Annotated in this window: 24 protein-coding genes and 2 tRNA genes; 2 read left to right on the top strand and 24 right to left on the bottom strand. The window is 53.9% G+C overall.

The features are described from left to right. Nucleotides 1-122: 122 nt before the first annotated feature. Nucleotides 123-200: transfer RNA gene (locus N2315_05425), tRNA-Pro, on the top strand. A gap of 84 nt (nt 201-284) precedes the next feature. Further along, complete coding sequence (gene rsmA, locus N2315_05420) at nt 285-1,121, top strand: 16S rRNA (adenine(1518)-N(6)/adenine(1519)-N(6))-dimethyltransferase RsmA (GenBank protein MCX7828635.1); 837 nt, start codon at nt 285-287, stop codon at nt 1,119-1,121. 167 nt (nt 1,122-1,288) lie between these two features. Here rsmA and N2315_05415 read toward each other — a convergent pair whose 3' ends face one another. From N2315_05415 to selA, 24 genes are all read right to left on the bottom strand, one after another. Continuing rightward, nucleotides 1,289-1,570, bottom strand: a complete 282-nt coding sequence (locus N2315_05415; GenBank protein MCX7828634.1) for an HU family DNA-binding protein — start codon at nt 1,568-1,570, stop codon at nt 1,289-1,291. Nucleotides 1,571-1,667: 97 nt separating this feature from the next. Continuing rightward, a complete protein-coding gene (gene der, locus N2315_05410) occupies nt 1,668-2,987 on the bottom strand; it encodes a ribosome biogenesis GTPase Der (GenBank protein MCX7828633.1) in 1,320 nt (439 codons plus the stop codon). A 97-nt stretch (nt 2,988-3,084) separates the two neighbouring features. After that, nucleotides 3,085-4,845, bottom strand: a complete 1,761-nt coding sequence (locus N2315_05405; protein MCX7828632.1) for a hypothetical protein — start codon at nt 4,843-4,845, stop codon at nt 3,085-3,087. A gap of 10 nt (nt 4,846-4,855) precedes the next feature. Next, entirely contained in the window at nt 4,856-6,073 is a 1,218-nt protein-coding gene (gene coaBC / locus N2315_05400; GenBank protein ID MCX7828631.1) for a bifunctional phosphopantothenoylcysteine decarboxylase/phosphopantothenate--cysteine ligase CoaBC, read from the bottom strand. A 1-nt stretch (nt 6,074) separates the two neighbouring features. Continuing rightward, the gene (locus N2315_05395) at nt 6,075-6,305 is read right to left on the bottom strand and encodes a DNA-directed RNA polymerase subunit omega (protein ID MCX7828630.1); all 231 of its coding nucleotides are present in this window, start codon (nt 6,303-6,305) and stop codon (nt 6,075-6,077) included. A gap of 3 nt (nt 6,306-6,308) precedes the next feature. Continuing rightward, entirely contained in the window at nt 6,309-6,899 is a 591-nt protein-coding gene (gene gmk, locus N2315_05390; protein MCX7828629.1) for a guanylate kinase, read from the bottom strand. Further along, nucleotides 6,889-7,140, bottom strand: a complete 252-nt coding sequence (locus N2315_05385) for a DUF370 domain-containing protein (protein ID MCX7828628.1) — start codon at nt 7,138-7,140, stop codon at nt 6,889-6,891. Before N2315_05385 ends, gmk begins: the two co-directional genes overlap by 11 nt. A gap of 11 nt (nt 7,141-7,151) precedes the next feature. Continuing rightward, a complete protein-coding gene (locus N2315_05380; GenBank protein MCX7828627.1) occupies nt 7,152-8,018 on the bottom strand; it encodes a YicC family protein in 867 nt (288 codons plus the stop codon). Between the two features lie 102 nt (nt 8,019-8,120). Continuing rightward, nucleotides 8,121-9,194, bottom strand: a complete 1,074-nt coding sequence (gene hflX, locus N2315_05375) for a GTPase HflX (GenBank protein ID MCX7828626.1) — start codon at nt 9,192-9,194, stop codon at nt 8,121-8,123. After that, nucleotides 9,191-9,748, bottom strand: a complete 558-nt coding sequence (locus tag N2315_05370; protein MCX7828625.1) for a 1-acyl-sn-glycerol-3-phosphate acyltransferase — start codon at nt 9,746-9,748, stop codon at nt 9,191-9,193. The genes hflX and N2315_05370 overlap by 4 nt, the downstream gene beginning before the upstream one ends. A 73-nt stretch (nt 9,749-9,821) precedes the next feature. Continuing rightward, nucleotides 9,822-10,493 carry a (d)CMP kinase gene (gene cmk / locus N2315_05365; protein ID MCX7828624.1) on the bottom strand — a complete coding sequence of 224 codons (672 nt, stop codon included), beginning with the start codon at nt 10,491-10,493 and terminating at the stop codon, nt 9,822-9,824. After that, a complete protein-coding gene (locus N2315_05360) occupies nt 10,490-11,383 on the bottom strand; it encodes an HDOD domain-containing protein (protein MCX7828623.1) in 894 nt (297 codons plus the stop codon). The genes cmk and N2315_05360 overlap by 4 nt, the downstream gene beginning before the upstream one ends. A 51-nt stretch (nt 11,384-11,434) precedes the next feature. Further along, on the bottom strand, nt 11,435-12,145 hold the full coding sequence (locus N2315_05355) for a pseudouridine synthase (protein ID MCX7828622.1): 711 nt from the start codon (nt 12,143-12,145) through the stop codon (nt 11,435-11,437). After that, complete coding sequence (gene scpB / locus N2315_05350; GenBank protein MCX7828621.1) at nt 12,129-12,740, bottom strand: SMC-Scp complex subunit ScpB; 612 nt, start codon at nt 12,738-12,740, stop codon at nt 12,129-12,131. Before scpB ends, N2315_05355 begins: the two co-directional genes overlap by 17 nt. Further along, nucleotides 12,715-13,473 carry a segregation/condensation protein A gene (locus N2315_05345; GenBank protein MCX7828620.1) on the bottom strand — a complete coding sequence of 253 codons (759 nt, stop codon included), beginning with the start codon at nt 13,471-13,473 and terminating at the stop codon, nt 12,715-12,717. Before N2315_05345 ends, scpB begins: the two co-directional genes overlap by 26 nt. Continuing rightward, nucleotides 13,457-14,446, bottom strand: a complete 990-nt coding sequence (trpS, locus tag N2315_05340) for a tryptophan--tRNA ligase (GenBank protein MCX7828619.1) — start codon at nt 14,444-14,446, stop codon at nt 13,457-13,459. The genes N2315_05345 and trpS overlap by 17 nt, the downstream gene beginning before the upstream one ends. Nucleotides 14,447-14,512: 66 nt before the next feature. Continuing rightward, nucleotides 14,513-15,274, bottom strand: coding sequence for a Nif3-like dinuclear metal center hexameric protein (locus N2315_05335; protein ID MCX7828618.1), 762 nt, complete (start codon nt 15,272-15,274; stop codon nt 14,513-14,515). A gap of 85 nt (nt 15,275-15,359) precedes the next feature. Continuing rightward, a tRNA-Ile gene (locus N2315_05330) sits at nt 15,360-15,436 on the bottom strand. A 20-nt stretch (nt 15,437-15,456) separates the two neighbouring features. Beyond that, the gene (locus tag N2315_05325) at nt 15,457-15,636 is read right to left on the bottom strand and encodes a ferredoxin (GenBank protein MCX7828617.1); all 180 of its coding nucleotides are present in this window, start codon (nt 15,634-15,636) and stop codon (nt 15,457-15,459) included. A gap of 110 nt (nt 15,637-15,746) precedes the next feature. Next, a complete protein-coding gene (locus tag N2315_05320) occupies nt 15,747-16,541 on the bottom strand; it encodes a phosphoribosyltransferase family protein (GenBank protein ID MCX7828616.1) in 795 nt (264 codons plus the stop codon). Next, nucleotides 16,541-17,386, bottom strand: coding sequence for a hypothetical protein (locus N2315_05315; protein ID MCX7828615.1), 846 nt, complete (start codon nt 17,384-17,386; stop codon nt 16,541-16,543). The genes N2315_05320 and N2315_05315 overlap by 1 nt, the downstream gene beginning before the upstream one ends. 122 nt (nt 17,387-17,508) lie before the next feature. After that, nucleotides 17,509-17,754, bottom strand: coding sequence for a Veg family protein (locus tag N2315_05310; protein ID MCX7828614.1), 246 nt, complete (start codon nt 17,752-17,754; stop codon nt 17,509-17,511). 104 nt (nt 17,755-17,858) lie between these two features. Beyond that, on the bottom strand, nt 17,859-19,757 hold the full coding sequence (selB, locus tag N2315_05305; GenBank protein ID MCX7828613.1) for a selenocysteine-specific translation elongation factor: 1,899 nt from the start codon (nt 19,755-19,757) through the stop codon (nt 17,859-17,861). After that, the gene (gene selA, locus N2315_05300; protein ID MCX7828612.1) at nt 19,757-21,166 is read right to left on the bottom strand and encodes an L-seryl-tRNA(Sec) selenium transferase; all 1,410 of its coding nucleotides are present in this window, start codon (nt 21,164-21,166) and stop codon (nt 19,757-19,759) included. Before selA ends, selB begins: the two co-directional genes overlap by 1 nt. Nucleotides 21,167-21,175: the final 9 nt, after the last annotated feature.

Below are 21,175 nucleotides of genomic sequence, written 5' to 3'. Positions count from 1 at the left end.
TAGGGGATCATATTTCGTTTGGATTCTTAGGTGAGGCAACGTTCCCTTTTCGTTTAGATTTTACGTGAGGCAATTCGAGCCCTTGACCAAATCGGGAAAAGGTAATAGAATACCCTTGCTTTCGGGATGTAGCGCAGCCTGGCTAGCGCACCTGCATGGGGTGCAGGTGGTCGGAGGTTCGAATCCTCTCATCCCGACCAGGATATGAAGGCGGGGGTTTCCCCCGCCTTTCTTTTATTTTAAACACAAGCAACGGGTTCCCGGGGACTGGAGGACGTGGACAATTGGACAACAAGACTTCCATGGGTAAATTCAGGCACGACACCGACATAGGCCAGAACTTCCTGATAAACCACGGTGTGGTGGAGAAGATAGCCCAAGCCGCTGAAATCTCGGACGGCGAAGTGATATTAGAGGTAGGTCCGGGCAAGGGCATCCTATCAAGGGAGATCCTTAAATGGCCATGTGCAAGGTTGATCTCCATTGAGGTGGACCGGAGGTTGTCCCAGTTTCTTGATCCCCTGGCCAAGGAGGATCACAGGTTCACCGTCATATGGCAAGATGCCCTAAAGATGGACTTTTTAAGGGATCTGCCATGCACCCCCAACCTAGTCGTAGCCAACCTTCCGTATCACATAACCACCCCTATCGTCTGGAAGTTCCTAGAGGAACTGGCACCTTTGGGTCTTACCAGGATGGTGTTGATGGTCCAAAGAGAAGCCGCCATCAGGATGATTCAACAGGAAGGCAGCAAAGACCGTTGCCCCCTGGGCGTTACTCTGGAGGCTATGGGTAAGGTGTGTAAGGTGATGAACGTCCCTCCGGGAGCTTTCCGCCCAATACCCAAAGTCTACTCTTCGGTGGTGAGGATAGACATAACCTCAAACCATCATCTACCAAGGGATCCAAACTGGCGCAGAATGTTGAAGATATCCTTTGCCCAAAGGCGAAAAACCTTGCTTAACAACTGGGGAATCGCTGGTATATTCCGCGAAGAGGGGCTGAGACGCCTCCTATCGGTGGGACTACGTGAAAACGCAAGGGCCGAGGAGCTTCCCTTGAGCCATTGGCTTAAACTGGCCTCCTCCTTTCAATGGCAGGATTGCGAAGCTAAAAGCTAAAATAAACCAAGGGCTGTCAAGACACAAATAAAAATATGACCGGAGAGGACTCCCACCCCACAAAACACGCTTTGAGCTCAGGGATATGGCTCCTCTCCGGTTATCTTTTAACGAAATATCTCAAAACAAACCTGTTAGATCAAAACATCAGCACCCAACCCAAGGTCTTACCTGTTAACCGCATCCTTAAGCGCCTTGCCGGCCCTGAAGACCGGGGCCTTTTTCTCGGGAATCTTTATGGTCTTGGTCGGATCCTGGGGATTACGCCCCTCCCTGGCTGCCCGGGTCTGCACCTCAAAGGTACCAAAACCCACCAGCTGGACCTTTTCCCCCTTTGCTAGGGCCTCCTGAATCACATTGAAGATGGCATCTACCGTCTCCGCCGCCTTCTTCTTGGTAAGATCCTCCACGCTCTTGACCAGTTCATTAACTAAATCCGCCTTGGTCAACACAATTCACCTCCAAGATAAAGTCCCCCCGCCGTAGGCCAGGGGAAACAGAAAAAGCTTCGATCAATTATGATGCTCCAACGCTTATCCGGTCAAGTTACCGCTCAGATTGATCTTCCTTATTCCTAAACCAAATTCTCACCGGAGTCCCCTCAAAGTCACCCATAGATCTTATGAGCTTCTCCATCCTCCTTGTAAAAGACCTATCGGCCAGCTCCCTATGGTTCACAAAGAAGATGAACGTAGGTGGAGCCATGTCCGCCTGGGTTACATAGTATATCTTAAGGTACCTTCCCTTGCCATCACTTGGCATCCTCTCAAACTGGAGGGTATCCCGGAGAAGTTTATTTAGATCCGCCGTCTTGAGCCTTCTTAGCCGGTTGGCATGGGCCTTGGCTATCAGCTCAGGTACCTTCTGTATTCCTCTGCCGGTCTTGGCGGATAAGAATACCATTGGAGCATAAGACAAGGTGGGGAGCTCATCCCTTATACGATCCCTTATACGATCCCCAAGATCATTGGACGGGGTAAGAAGGTCCCACTTGTTGACCCCAATAACCAAACCCTTCCCCCGTTCCTCAACGTGAAGCATCAGCCTCTTGTCCTGCTCGGTAAGCATCTCTGAAGCGTCCATCAGAAGCAAAGCCACATGGGACCTGTCTATGGCCTTTAATGTCCTTACCACGGAATAATACTCCAACGAGTCATCAACCCGGCTCTTTCTCCTAAGCCCAGCGGTATCCATTATCCTGAACTTCAACTGATTCCATTGAAAGTCCACATCCACCGTATCCCTCGTGGTGCCAGGCAAAGGGCTTACTACCGCCCTTTCCTCCCCTATGAGACGGTTGAACAAGGACGACTTACCTACGTTAGGGCGGCCCACTATGGAAAACTTTATGGAATCCTCGTCCTCCTCTGCAAGGTCATCTTCGGGAAGAGAGGACGCCACCGCATCCAACAGGTCACCCATATTTATTCCGTGCTCAACGCTTATCCCCATAACAATAGGAAATCCCAAAGAATAAGCATCCAAGACGTTCTCTTCCCTCTTGGGATTGTCTATCTTGTTCATCGCCACCACCACCGGTTTAGAAGACCTCCGCAACATCTCTGCTATGGCTTCGTCGCCGGCAGTCACCCCCTCCTTACCGTCCAGGAGGAATATGACCACATCACACTCCTTAAGGGCAATCTCCACCTGACGTCTTATGGCGTCCTGAAAGGGATGTGGAGAAGCAGGTTCGATGCCACCCGTATCAACAAGATAAAACCTCTTGCCGTCCCACTCGGTCTCCGCATACAGCCTGTCCCTGGTAACACCCGGGATGTCCTCAACTATGGCCAGCTTTTTGCCTATAAGGCGATTAAAAAGGGACGACTTTCCCACGTTCGGCCGCCCCACTATAGCCACCACGGACAAAGAGATCACCTCCTCATATCCCAAACTAAACCTCAAATTCTAAGGCTACAAAAGCATACAAAACACAAAAATACTAAAGCCATACTAGGGGCTAATCGTTAAATACCCAAACCGCAGGCAACTTTGATGTGAGCCTTGCAGGTGGAGGAAGAAGGGATAGGACGGTCTCCACATCCGCATCCCTGGACAGCGTTACCATAAAACCTTCGGGATCCTCATCAAAGCCAATTACTCCCCCGGAGGACTCAAGCCTCTCAAGGGCAACCCGGGAGGCCTCTAGCGACGAAAGATCCACCTTGATCTTTACGACCTTGGAAAAAGGCGGCATCCGAAGGGCCAAACGCTCCTTGATCTCCCATTCCCAAAAGCGCCTCCAGCCAGATCTCAAAAACCGCCTCCAACCGCGGGCAGGACGAAGGGTCTGAACCAACAGCGTCCTTCCCTCCGGGGATTTGCCCCTCCAGAGGGATTCCCACATGATAGCAAGTGCCCGGAAATCCCTGTCGTAACCGGCCTTTGAAAAACCCTCCGCATCGGCTTCTAGCCAGGCAGCCAACTTCACATCCCACAGATCGCAAAGCGATAGCACCGATCTGGTGCCAATCGCAAGAAAAGGTGGTTCCACCCTCCTGATCAGGTCCTTAAGGCTGGATTGCGGCATATCACCGTCTACGTATAGTATCCGGTAGTCCCGAAACCTTCGCTGCGCCTCGTCCAAAACCGCCTGGAGCCCCACCCTTCCCATCTCAAAAAAGGGCCCCCCGCAAACAGGGCAGCGCTCCGGTGATTTCCTACGATCTTTGCAAGAAGGACATCTAACCACGCCGGAATCCGCATCAAGCCCCATAGGAGTTCCGCAAGCTGTGCACCTTATATCCTCCCCGCAGTCCAGGCATACAAGATATCCCGCATAGCCCTTTCTATCAAGGATCCAAAGAGCGGCGCCGCCAGCCCCCAAAACCCTTCTGGTATTGTTTATTAGCGTATAAGACAACAGCCCCCCTACGCCGCTGGATCTGTTGGGTTTGACCAGAACCACCCTCCTGGCCGCCGTCAGATCCCCTTCCGGCCTTTTAGCACACCGAAGAAAAACCTTTGAGGAGGGGAATCTTGAACCCAAAGCCAGCTGCACACCGGCCACCCTGCACCTCTCCACCACCATCGCCCTGATTGAAAAAGTAGGATAGGAGACAGGAACCCACGCATCGGAGCTCTCATCGTCCAGAAAGACCCGCCATCCAGGAGGCAAAGGCAAGAAGGCAGCCCCGTGGGACCCAACCAAAACATCTACATCGCCGCTAAGCACCTTCTGATAGGCCTTACGTTGGGCAGACACAGATGCGGGCCACTCCAGAACCCTAAGGCCCTCTCCCCTCAAAATCTCCCCATAAAGAGCCGCCGACTGACGTTGCGGGAAGAGGGCCAGAAGGTTGGGGGCAAACATGCGGGCCACCTCACATATCCTGTCATGGTCAGAGGGAGAAAGTACGTGCTCCATCTGGAGCTTACGGTCCTCCCGGATCTCCAGCGATGGAAGGGATAGAGAAACGACGGGCTTTTCCTGATAAAACCATCGGGGAGCCACAAGCTCCAAGGTCTTCCCCATGGGAACTCCAAGCCACTTAAAAGACCATCCGACTAGGTACCAGAGATCCTTGGGCAGCGGATCACCTAAAACCTTAGATATGGATCTAATCTTTCCAACCGGAGATTCCGCACAAGGTCCCGTAACAACCCCAAAGGCATCCCTTCTCCCGAGCGGCACTTTAACAGGGACACCCTCGTCCAAAGGCCCTCCCCAAAGGTAAGACAGAGGCCCCCGCCAAGGACCTGCTATCAGGACCCCCAGCATACCCACTAACCTACTTGGCCCCCTCCATCATAGCCGCCACCCGATCAAGGATAAGGTGGGACACATCCTCTTTGGTCCCGGAAAACTCAAATCGCCCACCAGCCCTGTCCAACATGACGACCCGGTTGGTATCAACCCCAAAGCCGGAACCTTCCTCCGTAACGTCATTGGCCACGATGGCATCCAGCCCCTTGGATCTCATCTTTTTAAGGGCGTTCTCGTCCAGGTTGTCCGTCTCGGCGGCAAAGCCGACCAGGATCTGAGACTCCCGCTTCCCTTCACCCAACCTTGCAGCAATATCCGGATTGCTTACTAGGTCCAAGGTAAGCTTTCCACGCCCCTCCCTCTTTATCTTCGATGAACTGGGGGCTGCAGCCCGATAGTCACCCACCGCGGCAGCCTTTATCACCACATCCGCGCTTCGGTTCTCCAGGCATCTTAAGAGCATGTCCTCGGCGGATATCACGGGGATAACCTTAGCCCCCGGAACATCCACCGACACCCCGGGGCCACAGATCAACGTGACATCTCCTCCCCGATACCATGCAGCCCTGGCCAGTTCAACTCCCATCTTACCGGAGCTGGGATTGCTTATGAACCTGACGGGATCTATAAACTCCCAAGTAGGCCCGGCGGTTATGAGGAAAGACCTGCCCCGGAAGGATTTATCCGGGCAAAGGGCCCGCCACGTGTGTTCCACCAAAACCCCCGTGGAGGGGAGACGTCCCTTGCCCTCGTAACCGCATGCAAGGGCCCCCTCCTCTGGCGGTATAACCTCATACCCCCACTGGGCACAGGTTAGAAGGTTTCGCTGGGTAGCTTTGTGCTCCCACATGTGCACGTTCATGGCCGGGAAGATCAAAACCGGACACCGGACCGCCAAAAGGGCCGCCCCTAACAGGGTATCCGAAGCGCCAGCGGCGGCAATGCTGAGCACGTTAGCCGTGCAAGGGGCTATTACAAAAACCTCCGCCCAATCCGCCAAGCTTATGTGGGGAATCTGATAACCCCTTGAGGGGTCAAGAAAGTCTTCCTCCAACCAGCAACGCCGGCCCGTCAATGTGGATACGACCAGAGGGCTTACGAAGGCCTCCGCCCCTTTGGTTAAGATGACCTCCAACTCGCAATCCAGCCTGCGGAGATGCCTTATGTAATCCAATATCTTATAGGCGGATATGCCGCCGGACACCCCCACAAGGACACGGCGTCCCCTCTTCCAAGCGGGCAATTTACCTGGCCTCCTTAAGGCTGGCATCCGGTTGAGGATCTACCCCATAGGAGAGCACTACATCTCCACGGCTGATCTCATCTATAGCCCTAGAGATGTACTTCTCATCATCTCCAAGACGCCCCTTCCTCTCGCTGAGCTGCCTCGCCCTAGCCGCCACAACCAGTGCCAAAACGTACTTATTGGGTATCTTTCTCTCCCTGCATATCCTATCGATATCACAGAATATCACAGGTCAACACCTCCCATTGGATTTCCTATGGCTATCTATTATCCTTACCAAGTCCTCTGCGGCGTCATCGACTCGGTCATTAACCACCCTGTACTGATACTCCCCGGCATGGGAAAGCTCATCCAATGCGTTTTTAAGACGCAAGGACATCTCACCCTCCCCTTCGGTTCCTCGCCCCTGAAGACGATGCTCCAATTCCTCAACGGATGGGGGTTCCACAAAGATGGTTACCGCATCCGGCATCCTTTGCTTCACCTGTTTGGCTCCTTGGACATCAATCTCAAGCACCACATCCCTGCCCTGTGCGAGCATCCGCTCAATATCGTCCGCACTAGTGCCATAGTATTTGCCATGCACGTAGGCCCACTCCAGGAAAACCCCTTCGTCTATCATACGCTTAAACTCTTCTTCCGACACAAACCTATACTCCACTCCATCCGTCTCCCCGGGTCTTGGGGATCTGGTGGTGTAGGATACCGAATAAAAGAGTCCCGGCAACCTGTCAAAAAGGATCTTACGAAGCGTACCTTTCCCAGCGCCGCTGGGACCGGATATAACGAAGAGGGTCCCCCTTCGGGAATTACTACTCTCCATCCTCTGTCGCCCCTTCCGCTGAAAATCGATTGGAAAGCGTCTCAGGCTGAAGAGCAGAGAGTATCACGTGACCACTGTCCATGACAAGTATTGCCCTGGTCTTTCTGCCCTGGGTGGCATCAACAAGACGGCCCTCCCGCTGGGCTTCGTCCTTTAATCTCTTTATAGGCGCAGAAGCTGGGCTGATTATCGCAATTATCCTGTCCACAGAAACCATGTTCCCAAAACCCACGTGCAACATCCTCATGATCCTCACTCCAGATTTTGAATCTGCTCCCGCACCATCTCCAGGGCAACCTTAGCGTCAACCACCATGGCCCTAAGCTCCGCGTCATTGACCTTGGATCCTATGGTGTTGGTCTCCCTGTTAAGCTCCTGAACTATAAAATCCAAACGCTTTCCACAAGGGCCATCCTTGGTTCCAACCTGGCGAAACTGAATGAGATGGGATCGTATCCTTAAGATCTCCTCCTCCACATCCCATCTGTCCGCCATCAAAACCAATTCCTGAGCCCAGCGGGACTCATCTAGCTTAAGATCCATATCCTTCAACACCGCAGACACTCGCTCCTTAGCCTGGCTGAACGCCAGTTCTCTGGCACTACTCCACGCGGAGCTTAGACGATCTATGATGTTCTCATAGATGGAGAGCCTGCCCAGAACCTCCCGCCAGAGGAAATCCCCCTCGGATCTGCGGCTGCCATTCCAATCCTCAACAGCCCTGTCTAGCAAGTCGGCAAAGATCCCCTCCAACGAATCTTCATCCATTGCGATGGACCTTCCATCAAGAACTCCGCTTACTCCCAGTAGATCCCCAAGCTCTACCGGAGGAGCCCCAACAGCAGATGCTACCGACGAAACATCCCTGTAGAGGGCCTCAAGAAAATCCCGGTTTACCATGCCAACTCCACATCGCCCACCCCATAGAACATCCAACCGGCAGTTAACCTTACCTCGCGAGAAAGCGCTTCTTATCCTTCTATGAAACCAAGGCTCCCACCATGTGAGCTCTCTAGGCAGCTTCACGGTTATCTCCTGATATCGATGGTTGACACTGGTTATCCCAAGGGTCATGGTTCCCCAGTCACCCTCCACTTTGGCGGTACCATAACCGGTCATGCTGAACAAAAGCCATTCCCCCCCTACACGAGAAAAGCCCCACTAAAGCGCTAAATGCAACGCCGTAAACCCTCTATAAACGGGAGGGGCTTGGGATCGGATTCAAATGACATCGGAAAGCCACGCCAAAAACTCTTGTATTCCCTGGCCGGTTAGGGCGCTTACCGGGAAAACAGGAAATCCCCTAGCCTTAACAGCGCTGAGAATCTCAAATCCTTCGCCGTCTGAATCCCATATATCCCTCTTGTTAAGCAGCACCAGCCTCCTGACGTTACCGGCTCCTATCTGATCCAACACTTCTTCTATCACATCAAGGTGGTTTATCGCCTCAGGAGAAGCCCCGTCTATCACCATAGCCACCATATCTGCAAGGGCGACCTCCTCCAGGGTAGCTCGAAACGCCGCCACAAGCTCCACAGGGAGTTTCCTTATGAATCCAACGGTATCGGAGAATATCACCACCCTGTGGTCGTCAAGACGAACCCCCCTGGTAAGGGTATCAAGGGTGGCAAACAACTTATCCGCCCCCTTCACATCCACATCTCCTGATAACTTGGATAGAAGGGTGGTCTTCCCGCTATTTGTATAACCAACCAGGGCAACGGTCTTTATGCCGAGCCTCTCCCTACGCTCTCTCTGGGCGGAGCGTCTCCGGCGCAGTTCATCTAGTTTGGCCTCCACAGCCCTGGCACGGCGAACTATCTTACGCCGGTGCCGCTCAAACTCGGTTTCGCCGGGGCCCCTGGTCCCTATGCCGCCCCCTGCCCTGGACATCTGAAATCCCAGGCCCTTGAGGTAAGGGATCTCATGCTTCATCGCCGCCAACTGAACTTGAAGCTTAGCTTCCGCAGTATGGGCCCTGGATTCAAATATCTTCATTATAAGATAAGGCCTATCCCAAACCTCCAACTTAAGCAAATCAGCCAAAGTTCTCCTCTGAGTCGGGGTAAGCTGACCATCCACAACCACCAAACGGAAACCGCCTTCCGCCGCCGCACCGGCCACCTTAAGGCAGAAACCGGAGCCTATGTAGCTGGAAGGATCTGGACACCGCCGCTTCTGAACCATCCGGCGGAACCTTCTGTAACCCAAGTTGGCCAGCAGGGCCTCTGTCTCTTCGATGGAAGCCTCGTCGGTTGGGTCTATGGACACTACTATGGCTCCGTCTTCCATCATAAATCCCGTTCCAACTCCCTAAACGACGCCTCTAATGCCGAAAGCAGCCCTCCCCTGGCTTCCCTGCCGTTACCGTGAGCATTCAAGAAAGGCTCGGGACTTATTATGTCGCCGAAGCTCAACGTTATATCCCCGCGCCTTGGCATCTTAGCACCCTTGGGAAAGGCTTCAAAAGTTCCTCTTACAAAGACAGGCAAAATAGGCACATTGGCCTTCAAGCTCAAGAAGGCCACCCCCTCCTCAAGGGGTTGAAGCCTTCCATCCATAGAGCGGGTGCCCTCCGGGAAGATCAAAAGGCTGCGCCCATCCCTCAGTATCTTCAGCATAAGCCGCATCACGCCGCCCGCTCCCTGGGCGTCCTCTCTTCTTACGGGACAAGCTCCAAGATGCGTCAACATCCATCCCATAAAGGGGCTTCGAAAGAGCTCCTCCTTAGCCAGATAACAAAGGTCTCCAGGGAAGAAGGATCCTACTAAAGGTGGATCCAGGTGGCTACAATGGTTAGAAGCCACTATCAAGGGGGAGGGCAGAGAACGCCCCTTCAATCCCTTCACATGTACCCTAAAATACAACGAGAGGGCCCCGCGAAAGAGGCCCTTCACTAGGCAGTAAAGGAAACGGCTCTGCTTAAGCTCTCTCACCAAGCCTCAACCTCACCTCTTTTTCAAGGACTTCTACCACCTGTTCCAAGGACAAACCGGTAGTGTCCAGAAGAAACGCGCCTGGATCCATCTGAAGCGGAGAACACTCCCTTTGGGTATCCAACCTGTCCCGCTCCATCACTTGCCTTAGGACCTCATCATAGTCGGATTCAACCCCAGAGGATAGCCTTTGCAGATGCCTCCTCCTGGCCCTTTCCTCCGGAGAGGCGGTCAAAAATATCTTCACATCCGCATCGGGGAACACGACCGACCCCATATCCCGCCCCTCTGCAACCACACCACACCTAGCCTGATCCCTCTGGAAACCAAGAAGAGCACGCCTAACCGAGGGGATGGCAGCATAGCTTGACACCACCGAGTCAACCTCAGGGGCTCTTATCTCCTCCGTGACATCGCATCCACAAAGGAGCACCCTGCCCTCCCGCATCTCCACTGCCACACCCTCCAAGGCTCTGCGAAGTTCATCGCTGTCCTCCGGGGGTATGCCCCGCTGACGCATGTACAAAGCCACAGCCCTGTAGATGGCGCCGGTATCCAGATGAGGAAGCCCAAGAGCCCGAGCCAGCATCTTGGCCACCGTGCTCTTCCCAGAACCAGCGGGACCATCTAGCACCACCACGGGACCCCTACGGTTCATTCCATGGCCTCCATGGAGAGCTCCTCGTCCACCTGGGCCATAAGATCAACCAGCTCAGACATCAATGGCTCAACGTCGGATGAAAGACCAAGCCGCTCCAAGCTTTCAGGCCATACGCTATACTGAAGACCATCGGCCCCCAAGCCGGCCCCCAACATAAGGCACAGCGCATTGGCCACGTGTACCACGTCAAGGAACTTACGGTGCTCCAAGTACTCGTCTGGCAGCTCCCAGGGCGAATGGTGATATCTGGCAGCCAACATGTAACGCTCGGGCAGGTTCCACTGCTCCATTATAAGGCCACCAACCTGGGCATGATCAAACCCCAAGACCTGGCGCTCCGCGTCCATGAACGGCATTTTGTCTTCCTCTACCAGCTTAACTATTATGCTGTACCCAAAGCGCACGTAATCATTGAGCACTATTTTACCGATGTCGTGCACCATACCCGCCACATAAGCTTCCTCATCGTCCACATCCTTAAAACGCTTGGCTATATGGCGGGCAGAGAACGCTACGCTCAAGGAGTGCTTCCATAGCTCACCCCGGTCAAGGGCATAACCGGTGAAAGCCCCATCCATGAACTTGTAAACCGATGCGGCAAGCACAATACTCTTAACTGTTTTAAAACCCAGCAATGCGATTGCCTCCGAAACACTGGTTATCCTTCGGGGCAAACCATAGTAAGCGGAGTTAGCCAACCGCAGTATTCTGAGCACCAAACCCTCATCCTTGGCAAGCTTATCCGCCACATCCTGGGCATTGCTCTTAGGATCATCAAGCTTCTTGAGGGTATCTATGACAAACTGGGGCAAAGAAGGTATATCGCTGACACGCTTAAGCACACGCCTTTGTATCAGGTCACGGGTACGATCATCAAGCCCTTGCATATAACCCCTCCTAATAACATCAGGGTAAAAACTTCCTCCACAACCCCTATGCTATACCATACCACCCACAGTGATATGATGCCACATGTCATCCTTTGAGAAAAGGGCAAAGTCGTCGTAGGGAAGATGTCTAAGTTCCATTTTACCTATCTTTCTACGCAGAAGAAGCTTAACTCTAAGCCCCAAAGAGGCAACCATCCGTCGTATCTCTCTCTTCTTACCCTCCTGGAGCTCAACCCTAATCTTATTCGATCCGATCCTGTCCACGAGGACTGGCTTAAGTAATTCCCCTTCGGACCATACTCCACGCCTGAGTCTATCTAACATATCAAGACGAATCTCTCCGTCCAGCTCCACTTCATAGGTTTTAATTATACCCCTACTTGGATGCAACAGGGAGTCACAAAAATCACCGTCGTTGGTTAGGATCAAAAGCCCCTGGCTATCCTTGTCAAGCCGGCCCACCGGGAAGGGGGCAAGACGGCGAACGCGGAAGGGGAGCAAATCCAAGACCGTCTTGTATCTAGGATCCCTCACCGCACAGACCACCCCCACCGGCTTGTTCATGACAAGATAAATGGACTCCAGCGGCCTTACCACCTTGGAGTCCACCATCACAAGGTCCCCTTGCTGAACTTTGAAGGAAAGATCTTCCACCATCTCGCCGTTTACAGATACCCGATGACTCAGGATGAGAGCTTCAACGTTTCTCCTGGAGCCCAAGCCACATCTTGCAAGATATTGGTTAATTCTCAACCACATCTCCCCCTGTCCAGCAAGAGTGGCCCTCCTCTATTGCTCCTACCTCCTCCATCAGGTCCTCCAGGGACGGAAGATCCGAAAGGGATGACAACCCGAATAAATCCATGAAACGGGAAGTAGTCCTGTAAAGCAACGGATTACCAGGACTCTTCTTGCGGCCCCCTATCCGTATCAAACCGTGCTTTAGAAGGGTGTCCAAAACCCGGTCGCACCGAACGCCCCTTATCTCCTCTATCTCCGCCCTGGTTATGGGTTGATGATACGCCACCGCCGCAAGGGTCTCCAGCGCCGCCCTGCTTAACCGCACCCGTTGGCTCTGAGAGACGTCCCTAAACGTAGCCACCACCTCTGCCAGGTCGCCGGCGGTGACCATCTGCCATCCTTCCGCCACGGATATGAGATCCAAACCGGAGCATCCCTCGTATCGGGCTTTCAATCTGCCTAGGGATTCTATGACCTCCCTGGGAGAAACCCAAAAAAACGAAGCGAGCTCACGCTCATCACCCGGGGCAGCGGACACGAACAGTACCGCCTCTACCTTCCTATCCAGGTCCACCAGCGACCCTTGGTCATGGAGCTGAGAAGACGATGTCATCAAACGGTTCCTCCTGAAGAAGCCTTATCCTACCCAAGCGACACAGCTCAAGCAACGCCAGTATGGAGGCTATCAGCATTCCCCTGGGAGCTCCACTACCCATAAGCTGTCTCAACGATATCGGCCCACCAGCGACCCGCCTCTCTATAACCTCCATGATCTCCTCCACACTGTACTCACAAACCTTTGTGTCCTCTATATCCTCGCCGTAACCGTCCCAGAGGTCCTGATCATGATCCCTTCTATCCACCAAGGACCACCATACCCTACCTAGGGCAAAAAGGTCCCCCGCTTCAAACAGCAGGGGGCCCTCCTCCGCCTGCCTTACGAAAAACCTCTCACGCCATATTTGCCGCTCTTCCAGCCAAATTGCAGCTTTTCTTATAGGCCTGTACCTTTCAAGGGATGTGCGAAGCACTCCCTCCGGATCCAGGCCTCCATCTAACCCCAAAGGATCTTCCTCCAAAGGCTCGACGGAGGGGAAAAGCCTTCTTACTTTGGTTAGAACCATACGACTCGCGAAAGAGAAGAACTCAGCTATTTCCCTAAGGCTAACTCCCTCTTGAGACATCAAGAACTCCACATACCTGCCCAGCAGATCCACCAGAGATATCCGCGCCACGTCCAGCTTGCCCCTTTCCACAAGCTGACACAGGAGATCCAAAGGGCCGGAAAACCCCTCAAGGGTTACACTGAGGTTGCCGTCATCAGATAGGTTAACGGAGCATCCCAATTGCCTTGTACACTTCCTCCATGGTCTGTTGTGCCACTAGCTTAGCCTTCATCGCACCCTCTCGAATTATGTCATCCAGCAGGCTTGGGTCTCCTTCCAACGACCTCCTGCGAGCATGAATCGGCGCCATGGCCACCTCCACATGGCGGAAGAGCTTGCGCTTACAGTCTACACACCCTATGCCAGCGGTTCGACACCCATGGGCAAGCTCATCCATCTCCTCCCAGTCCTTGTTGAAAAACCGATGCAGATCCCATACAGGACACTTATCGGGATCCCCAGGATCGGTCCTCTTGTACCTGGCCGGATCGGTCATCATTGTGCGAAGTTTATCCCAAAGAACGCTCAGATCATCCGCTATGTTGAGGGCGTTGCCATATGACTTACTCATCTTGCGCCCATCCGTTCCAGGTATCTTTGGAGTGGTGGTATGAAGCGCCTGGGGTTCAGGGAATACCTCCCCAAAATAGTAGTTAAAACGCCTTGCTATCTCCCTGCTCAGCTCCAAGTGGGCGGACTGATCCTCCCCCACAGGAACTTTAACCGCCTTATAAAGAAGTATGTCCGCCGCCATGAGGACCGGGTACCCTAAGAAGGCATAGGTGGAGAGATCCTTGTTTTGAAGGTTAAGTATCTGATCCTTATATGTGGGATTCCTCTCCAACCACCCCAACGGGGTCACCATAGAAAGCGCAAGGCTTAGTTCCGCATGTTCCTTAACGTGAGACTGAACAAATATAGAACATTTCGAAGGGTCAAGTCCCACCGCAAGCCAATCCAACAGTATCTCCCTGCAGTTGTCCATCAGCATGCTGCTGTCCGCATAATCAGACATGAGGGCATGCCAATCCACCACACAGTAGTAACACTCATGGGAATCCTGCAGGTTAACCCAATTGGTCAAGGCCCCCGCCATGTGTCCCAAATGTAGCTTACCGGTAGGCCTCATGCCACTAAAAACCCTGTCCGCCATGTAAGGTCACCCCTTCTCACAAGCCCCCAAGAACAAGAGGCGTTATCTTTTGAGCCGTCATAAAAACTATACCAATTGTGCCACAACCTCACCTCGGGGAGCCAACAACACCTCAACTCCAAGCCCGCGGACAAGGTTGCCCAAGGCCTCCATAGTGGCCCACTCCATCTCCCCATGGTCCACCACGCCTAAGGCAAGCCCCGATGCTACGGCATCCCGAACCGAATGATATTTAACATCTGCGGTTATAAACAACTCAGCACCGGCTTCCAAGGCCAAGGGCCACATGTCCCCTCCGGAACCGGCACATATAGCCACTCGGCTTACGGAATCACAAGAGCCCTCAAGCCTTGCCCAACTAAGCCCCCAAAGGGCCTTGGCCCTAGACAGGATCTTAAGCGAGCTGCTACGATCAACGTCCCCTGCCACCCCTAGGCCCCAATCTCCCCTAGGCTCCAACGGAACCATCCCCGAAAGCCCCAGGGCATTGCCCAGCACGACGCTGGCCCCCGACGGGGCCACATCCCAATTTGTGTGGCAGGCATACAAAGACACCCCAAGCCGTAAGGCTTCGATAATGGGTAAGCCAACCACATCATCCACAACCCGCCTCATGGGGTTGAAAACGGGGGGATGGTGAACCACCAACAGGGAGCAATGGTTTTCCGCCGCCCAGCGAATCGAGCCAATATCCGCGTCCAAGGAGATAGCCACCCGGTCAAACCAAGACGAGCCACTACCTACCACAAGACCACAGTTGTCCCAATCATAAGCCCAACGGAACGGCAAAACCTCTTCCAGTAACGCCGCAAACTCAGACACCCTCATGACACCACCGCCCCAAGCGCATAAAACCGCTTCTTTCTAAGCTAAGGATATAGAAAAAGCCGCCCTTAGGCGGCTTTCGATAGGCTGGTGGGCCCACCTGGACTCGAACCAGGAACCTTCCGGTTATGAGCCGGTGGCTCTAACCCGTTGAGCTATGGGCCCATTTCAGAGGATCGATCCCCCTAGTCAACCTTAATGCAGCTGACCGGACAACTGTCCACCGCCTCTTGGACGCAAGGAGAACCGTCGGGCTTAACCACCTTGGCCTTGCCTACCGCGTCATCAAGGGCGAACACATCCGGGCAGATCTGAGCGCACACGCCACAGCCTATGCACTCATCCTCCTCAATCCGGACGATCATGAGGGGGTCACCTCCTCCCGAGGAAGCATTCTACCCCATGATCACGGATACGTCAAATGGGGTTGCAGATTTTTTTACTCCAGACCCTGGGATCCTTCTGATCATCAATGTCATCGGTTAACGCTTATCTTCAACGAATCACCGGCTCCGGATACGGTAAGCAGCGCGTTGTAGCTTGGCACCGCCTTTTTGGCCGGTTCTTCGGAGGCTATGAAGACCCCCACCCCCACAACCTCGGAGCCAAACTCCCTGGCCATTTGAAGCATACCCCACACTGTGCTGCCTCCCCGCATGAAATCATCGATCACAAGCACCCTCTTGCTCCTGCCAAGCTGCCTTGTCCCCATATACATGGTCCTCACGTCTCCTGCTCCGGTGGGGAAATGAACCGCCACGGCGGGCCCATCGCTAGGCCTATTCCTGAACCTGCAAATTGACAGTGGGACCCCCAGCGCATGGGCAGCAAACATGGCAATGGGTATGCCCTTTACCTCTGATGTCATTATTGTATCCGGCTTAAGGCTTGAAAAATTAGATGCCATGATAAGGCCCAGCATGGATGCCACTCTGGGATCAAATATCAAATCCGTGTAGTAAACAAAACCTCCAGGTAGAACCCGCTCTGGCTGGGAAAGGGTCTGTGCAATTTGCCCAAGCCATTTACGCCGTAACTCATCCCCAACCCTAGGGACAAAGTACGCCCCCCCGCTCCTGCCTCTGTCGACATCCACGCCACCAAGCATCTCCTCCGAAAAAGCTCTGTGGATTATCTCCATGTCATCGCTTATCACCGTCTTAGACACTTCGAAATCCTGAGCTAAATCGGTAAGGGAAAGATGCCTCGACGGGCCCAACATGAAACGGGAAGCTATCCTCACTAACCTCTCGGTCCTCTGCCCCTTCATTAAAAAACCTCCACCCGCATAAGACTTTTAACGAAATCAAAGGCACCCAGCACCCTGTAAGCTTTGGCCAAGCCCTCCTGATCCTTGAATAAGCCAAAGAAGCCGCTGCCGCTTCCACAAAGCCCCCACGCAAGAGCTCCAGATGCCTCAACTACGCCCCATATTTTAATATATTCTCCCCTTATTTTCTCAGAAACAATCAAAAAATCGTTAGGCAAAATGCCGACGACCCTTCCCCCTTCAATGGCGCTCAGCACATCCAAGAAGTCGTCCCTCTCAGGCAAGGGCTTCGCTTGGGGCCTTATCTGGTCTAACATTCGATAGGCCACCGATGTGGACATGGGCCACACGGGGAAACCCACTAGGCATTCAAGGTGCATAACACGGCCTTCCACCGGGGAAAGGGCTTCTCCCCGCCCTTCCGCCCAAGCCAGATTCATCTCAGAAGCAAGAAACGGGACATCGCTTCCAAGCTTAGCCGCCATGGACATATCAACCGGCCTACCTAGCAAGCCAAAGGCCCAACGCAAGAAAGCCCCAGCGTTCCCGCTGCCTGCACCAACACCACCGCCCACAGGCAGGGCTTTGAAGCACTCTACCTCCACTTGAGGCACACCAAGCCCCGCCCCATAAACCATAGCAGCCGCTCGTTCCACTATGTGTTCCCCGTAAAATGGATCGCCACGATGAAACAGCCTAAAACGATCGGAGGACCTCAGTTTAAGAAACTCCGGGGATCTCAGCTTCAAAAAAAGGGTCCTCACCGGATGATAGCCATCCCTCCCAGGAGAGCCCACCCAAAGACACAGGTTAACTTTCATGCTGCAGGGAACCACATACTCCAAGGCCATCTCCTCCTAGCAAATAGCAAAAGGGAAGCGCCCCGGCCTTTTTCGCTTCCTGCGAAGGCGGGGCGCCTCAAAGGATTTTCTCTTTTCCCGACGTGCTGCCCGTCATAAAAATACCCTTAAGCCAACCTCTCATGACCAGGCAGAAGCTCCAGTATTACCTCCCTCGTGAGCACGTCCGCATAGCTAAACGACACCGTGCTCCGTTGGGATTCAACGTAGAGGGTGAATAGAGACGGGTAAATCTCCGTTATTACCCCCTCCCGCTCCTCCACCTTCCGCCTGCCATTCATCGAGCGGTAAGAGACCCTTGACCCCCTGTGCTGCTTAACCAGCTCCCTTATATGCTCAAGAGATCTTGCCATGGGCCACACTCCCAGTTATAAGATTTTTAGAATATTACACCCAAAGCTGATCTTTTTCAAGGGCTTTTAAGCAAAAGCAAGGGGTAAGCAGGGCTGCAGGTCCACTAACCGGCAGGACGCTTCAAAAGGACCCTCTTGTCCTGAACCCTCCTTGTTACGCCAATGGAATCCATGTGCTCCAACATGGGCATCACGTACTTTCTGCTAAGCCCCAGCTTATCCCTCACCGATGCCACGGTGATCTCCTCCATCTGGGCTAAGGTCTCCCACAGGGATCTTTGTAACTTGCTCGAAAAAAACAGCTCCCCGGGCAGAATAACCCCAACTCCCTCATCCCTGGCGAGGGATATAATCCTCTTGAAGGCACTATCATCAACGGCAAGATGCTTCTTTATTTCCACAAGATCCGGAAGCATGTAACCCCTCTCATCAAGAAAGCACTTGAGCCTTTCCAGCGCTTCTGCCACTGCACCGACATCCCTGACAAAGGACGGATGGCTAACCCTCCCATCCTCCAACACGACCATCCCTTGTTCCCGCTTGCTCTCCAGCCAAACCCTAAGGATCTTTTGATCCAACCCCATGGACCTTCCCAATTCATCCATCGGCATGCCCTTCTCCAGGGGATTAGCGGCATGGAACCGCTCCAAAGTTTCCGTCATAAGACGCGATATCTCCGCATCCTTCCTGGCTTCCAAGACATATCCCCCGCCATGGGATCCCACGAACACCCACAACCCCGCGGAAGCTCCCTCCCATACCACCCTATCCAGGGAAGCCAAGCTAAGGTTTCGCTTTATTTCCGAGGGGGATGCCACGTGTCGGTATTCAAGGTACCGGCAAACCTTCTCCACCGGAGACGCGGCGTTCTTAAGACCCGTCAACAGATTGGACATAGCCTCCCTGCGGGACCGGCTCTTTACCCCCTCCGCGTAAGGCAGGATAACCTCCCCTCCCCCTATGGTTCTAAGGGGGCTGTAGAACCTAACGATGAAGCGCTGGGATCCCATGGCGGCCACCGGCTCTTCCAGAATCAGCAGTGCTGGCCCCTCGCTGGAAGGCTCTAGGCTTGTACCATTAAGAAGGGCAACCCTTGCCATGACCTCAGCTGTACCAAGGTGCAGCCTAAGACGCTGCCAATGCCTTACAGGCTCCACCGCTGAACCCAAAACCTTGAGCCAAACGCCAAGCCTTTGGGTTGGCATACATGAACCCTTAGCGGTAAGCACATCTCCCCTTTGAAGCTGATCCACCCCCACCCCAGGGATGTTCACGGCGCTGCGCTGCCCCGCCACGGCCTCCCTAACCTTCTGGCCGTGAACCTGCACGGACCTCACCTTGGAGGACAGACCGGAGGGAACTACGGTGACCTCATCTCCCTCTCGAATGGAGCCGTTATATATGGTCCCAGTTACCACAGTACCAAATCCAGGCACTGAAAAAGCCCTGTCTATAGGCAGAAAAAGCTCTCCGTCTCTACTCCTTACGGGGGATGCCTCCACCAGTCTGCCTATGGCCTCCTTCAGCTCCTCAAGGCCAACACCGGTCACGGCACTGGTCCTGACCAACGGAGAACCTTCCAGGAATGTCCCACGAAAAGCCTCCCTTACCTCCTCCTCCGCCAGGGCCAGAATCTCGGGGTCCACCGCATCGACCTTCGTCATAACCACTATTCCCCGCCGGACCCCTAAAAGCTCCAGGATTTCAAGGTGTTCCCTGGTTTGAGGCATAACCCCTTCGTCCACCGCCACAACCATCATAACCGCATCAACACCGGCTGCTCCGGCCACCATTTGCCGTATGAACTTCTCGTGGCCCGGTACATCCACCACGCTGACCACCCGATCCCCGATGGTCAAAGGAGCAAAGCCAAGCTCTATGGTTATTCCACGCCGCTTTTCCTCAATTAACCTATCACAGTCAACCCCCGTAAGGGCCTTAACTAACGTGGTTTTGCCATGATCTATATGACCTGCGGTGCCTAAAACAAAGGGGTACTCCATCATCTCACCCCCAGCACGTGATCGAACGCCTTCATAAAGAGCGTCTCTTCGCCAACCAAGAGGGTCCTCACGTGCAGGCACGGCATCCCGTCATCCACCCCCAAAACCACAGGAGGAACTGCCTTCCTAAAAAGCCGCTGCACCCTGGAAGCCCCCCCTAGGGACGGAAGGTCAAGCGTCACACCGTACCCCTTAAGGGGGACCGCAGGGAACGCCCCGCCGCCAACCGCGTCCTCCACGGGGATAACCCTTGCACCTCCAGGCATGGACAACTCACCAAGCCTCCTCCTACAGGCAGAAGCAATCCTTTGGGCCCTCCTTTTAAGCCTTTCAGGCCCCTCCATAAGCATAGCCCTGGTGGGTATTTGATCCCCTCTTCCCTGCAGCATCATCCGGAGTATCCCCTCAAAGGCAGCTAGGGTCATCTTATCAACTCGAAAAGCCCTCATGAGGGGATGCTTCTTCAGTCGGTCCGTAAGCTGCCGCCTTCCGGCAATTACTCCTATCTGGGGCCCGCCAAGAAGCTTATCCCCAGAGAAAGTAACCAGGTCCACCCCCTGGTAAAGACACTCTTTAACCGTGGGCTCTCCGGTCAACATCCCGTTATCCAGTGGCTCCAAAAGCCCGCTGCCCAGGTCCTCAACCAGCGTAAGCCCACGGGAAAGTGCAAGCTGGGCCAGCTGTTGTCTGTCCACAGAGCAGTGAAACCCTTCTATTCGGAAGTTGGACGGATGAACCTTCAACAGCACCGAGGTGTTGTCACTTATTGCAGATTCATAGTCTTTTAGGTGGGTTCTATTGGTGGTCCCCACCTCCACCATCTTGGCTCCAGCGAAGGACAGTATCTCAGGTATCCTGAAAGATCCCCCTATTTCCACCAACTCGCCGCGGGACACTATAGCCTCCTTGCCGGACGCCAGCCCCGCAAGACAAAGAAGGACCGCAGCGGCGTTGTTATTGACAACCACTGCACCGTCCGCCCCGGTCAGTTGACATATAAGCCACTCCACATGTTGGTTACGGTGGCCTCTAACTCCTTCCTCAAGGGAGAATTCCAGGGTGCTATATCCCGCCGCCACTTCCTCCACATGCCTTACAACCTCAAGGGGCAACGGGGACCTGCCTAGGTTGGTATGGACCACCACACCAGTTCCGTTTAAAACCCGCCGCAGGCTCCAGCCGGAACGCTGGGCCATTCTAGCCTTTGCTTCCCTGACTATCGATTCCCCATCTATGGAAGATATCTTCCCCTCCCTGATCATCTCGCGGAATTCTCCAATGACCTCGGCGAACACGCTTTTAACCGCGTTTCTTCCAAGCGCCTCCTCCATTGATGGGACCCAGGGAAGGCTCAGGAGCTCTGACATGGAAGGTATCTGCCTCATAAAGGCGTTAAAATCAAACGACACGTTCGACAC

The sequence above is a fragment of the Thermanaerothrix sp. genome (genome assembly GCA_026417795.1).
Taxonomy (GTDB): Bacteria; Synergistota; Synergistia; order Synergistales; family Synergistaceae; genus Thermanaerovibrio.
The sequence above is the reverse complement of the archived record's forward strand: the minus strand, read 5'-3'. Positions and strand labels throughout refer to the sequence as shown.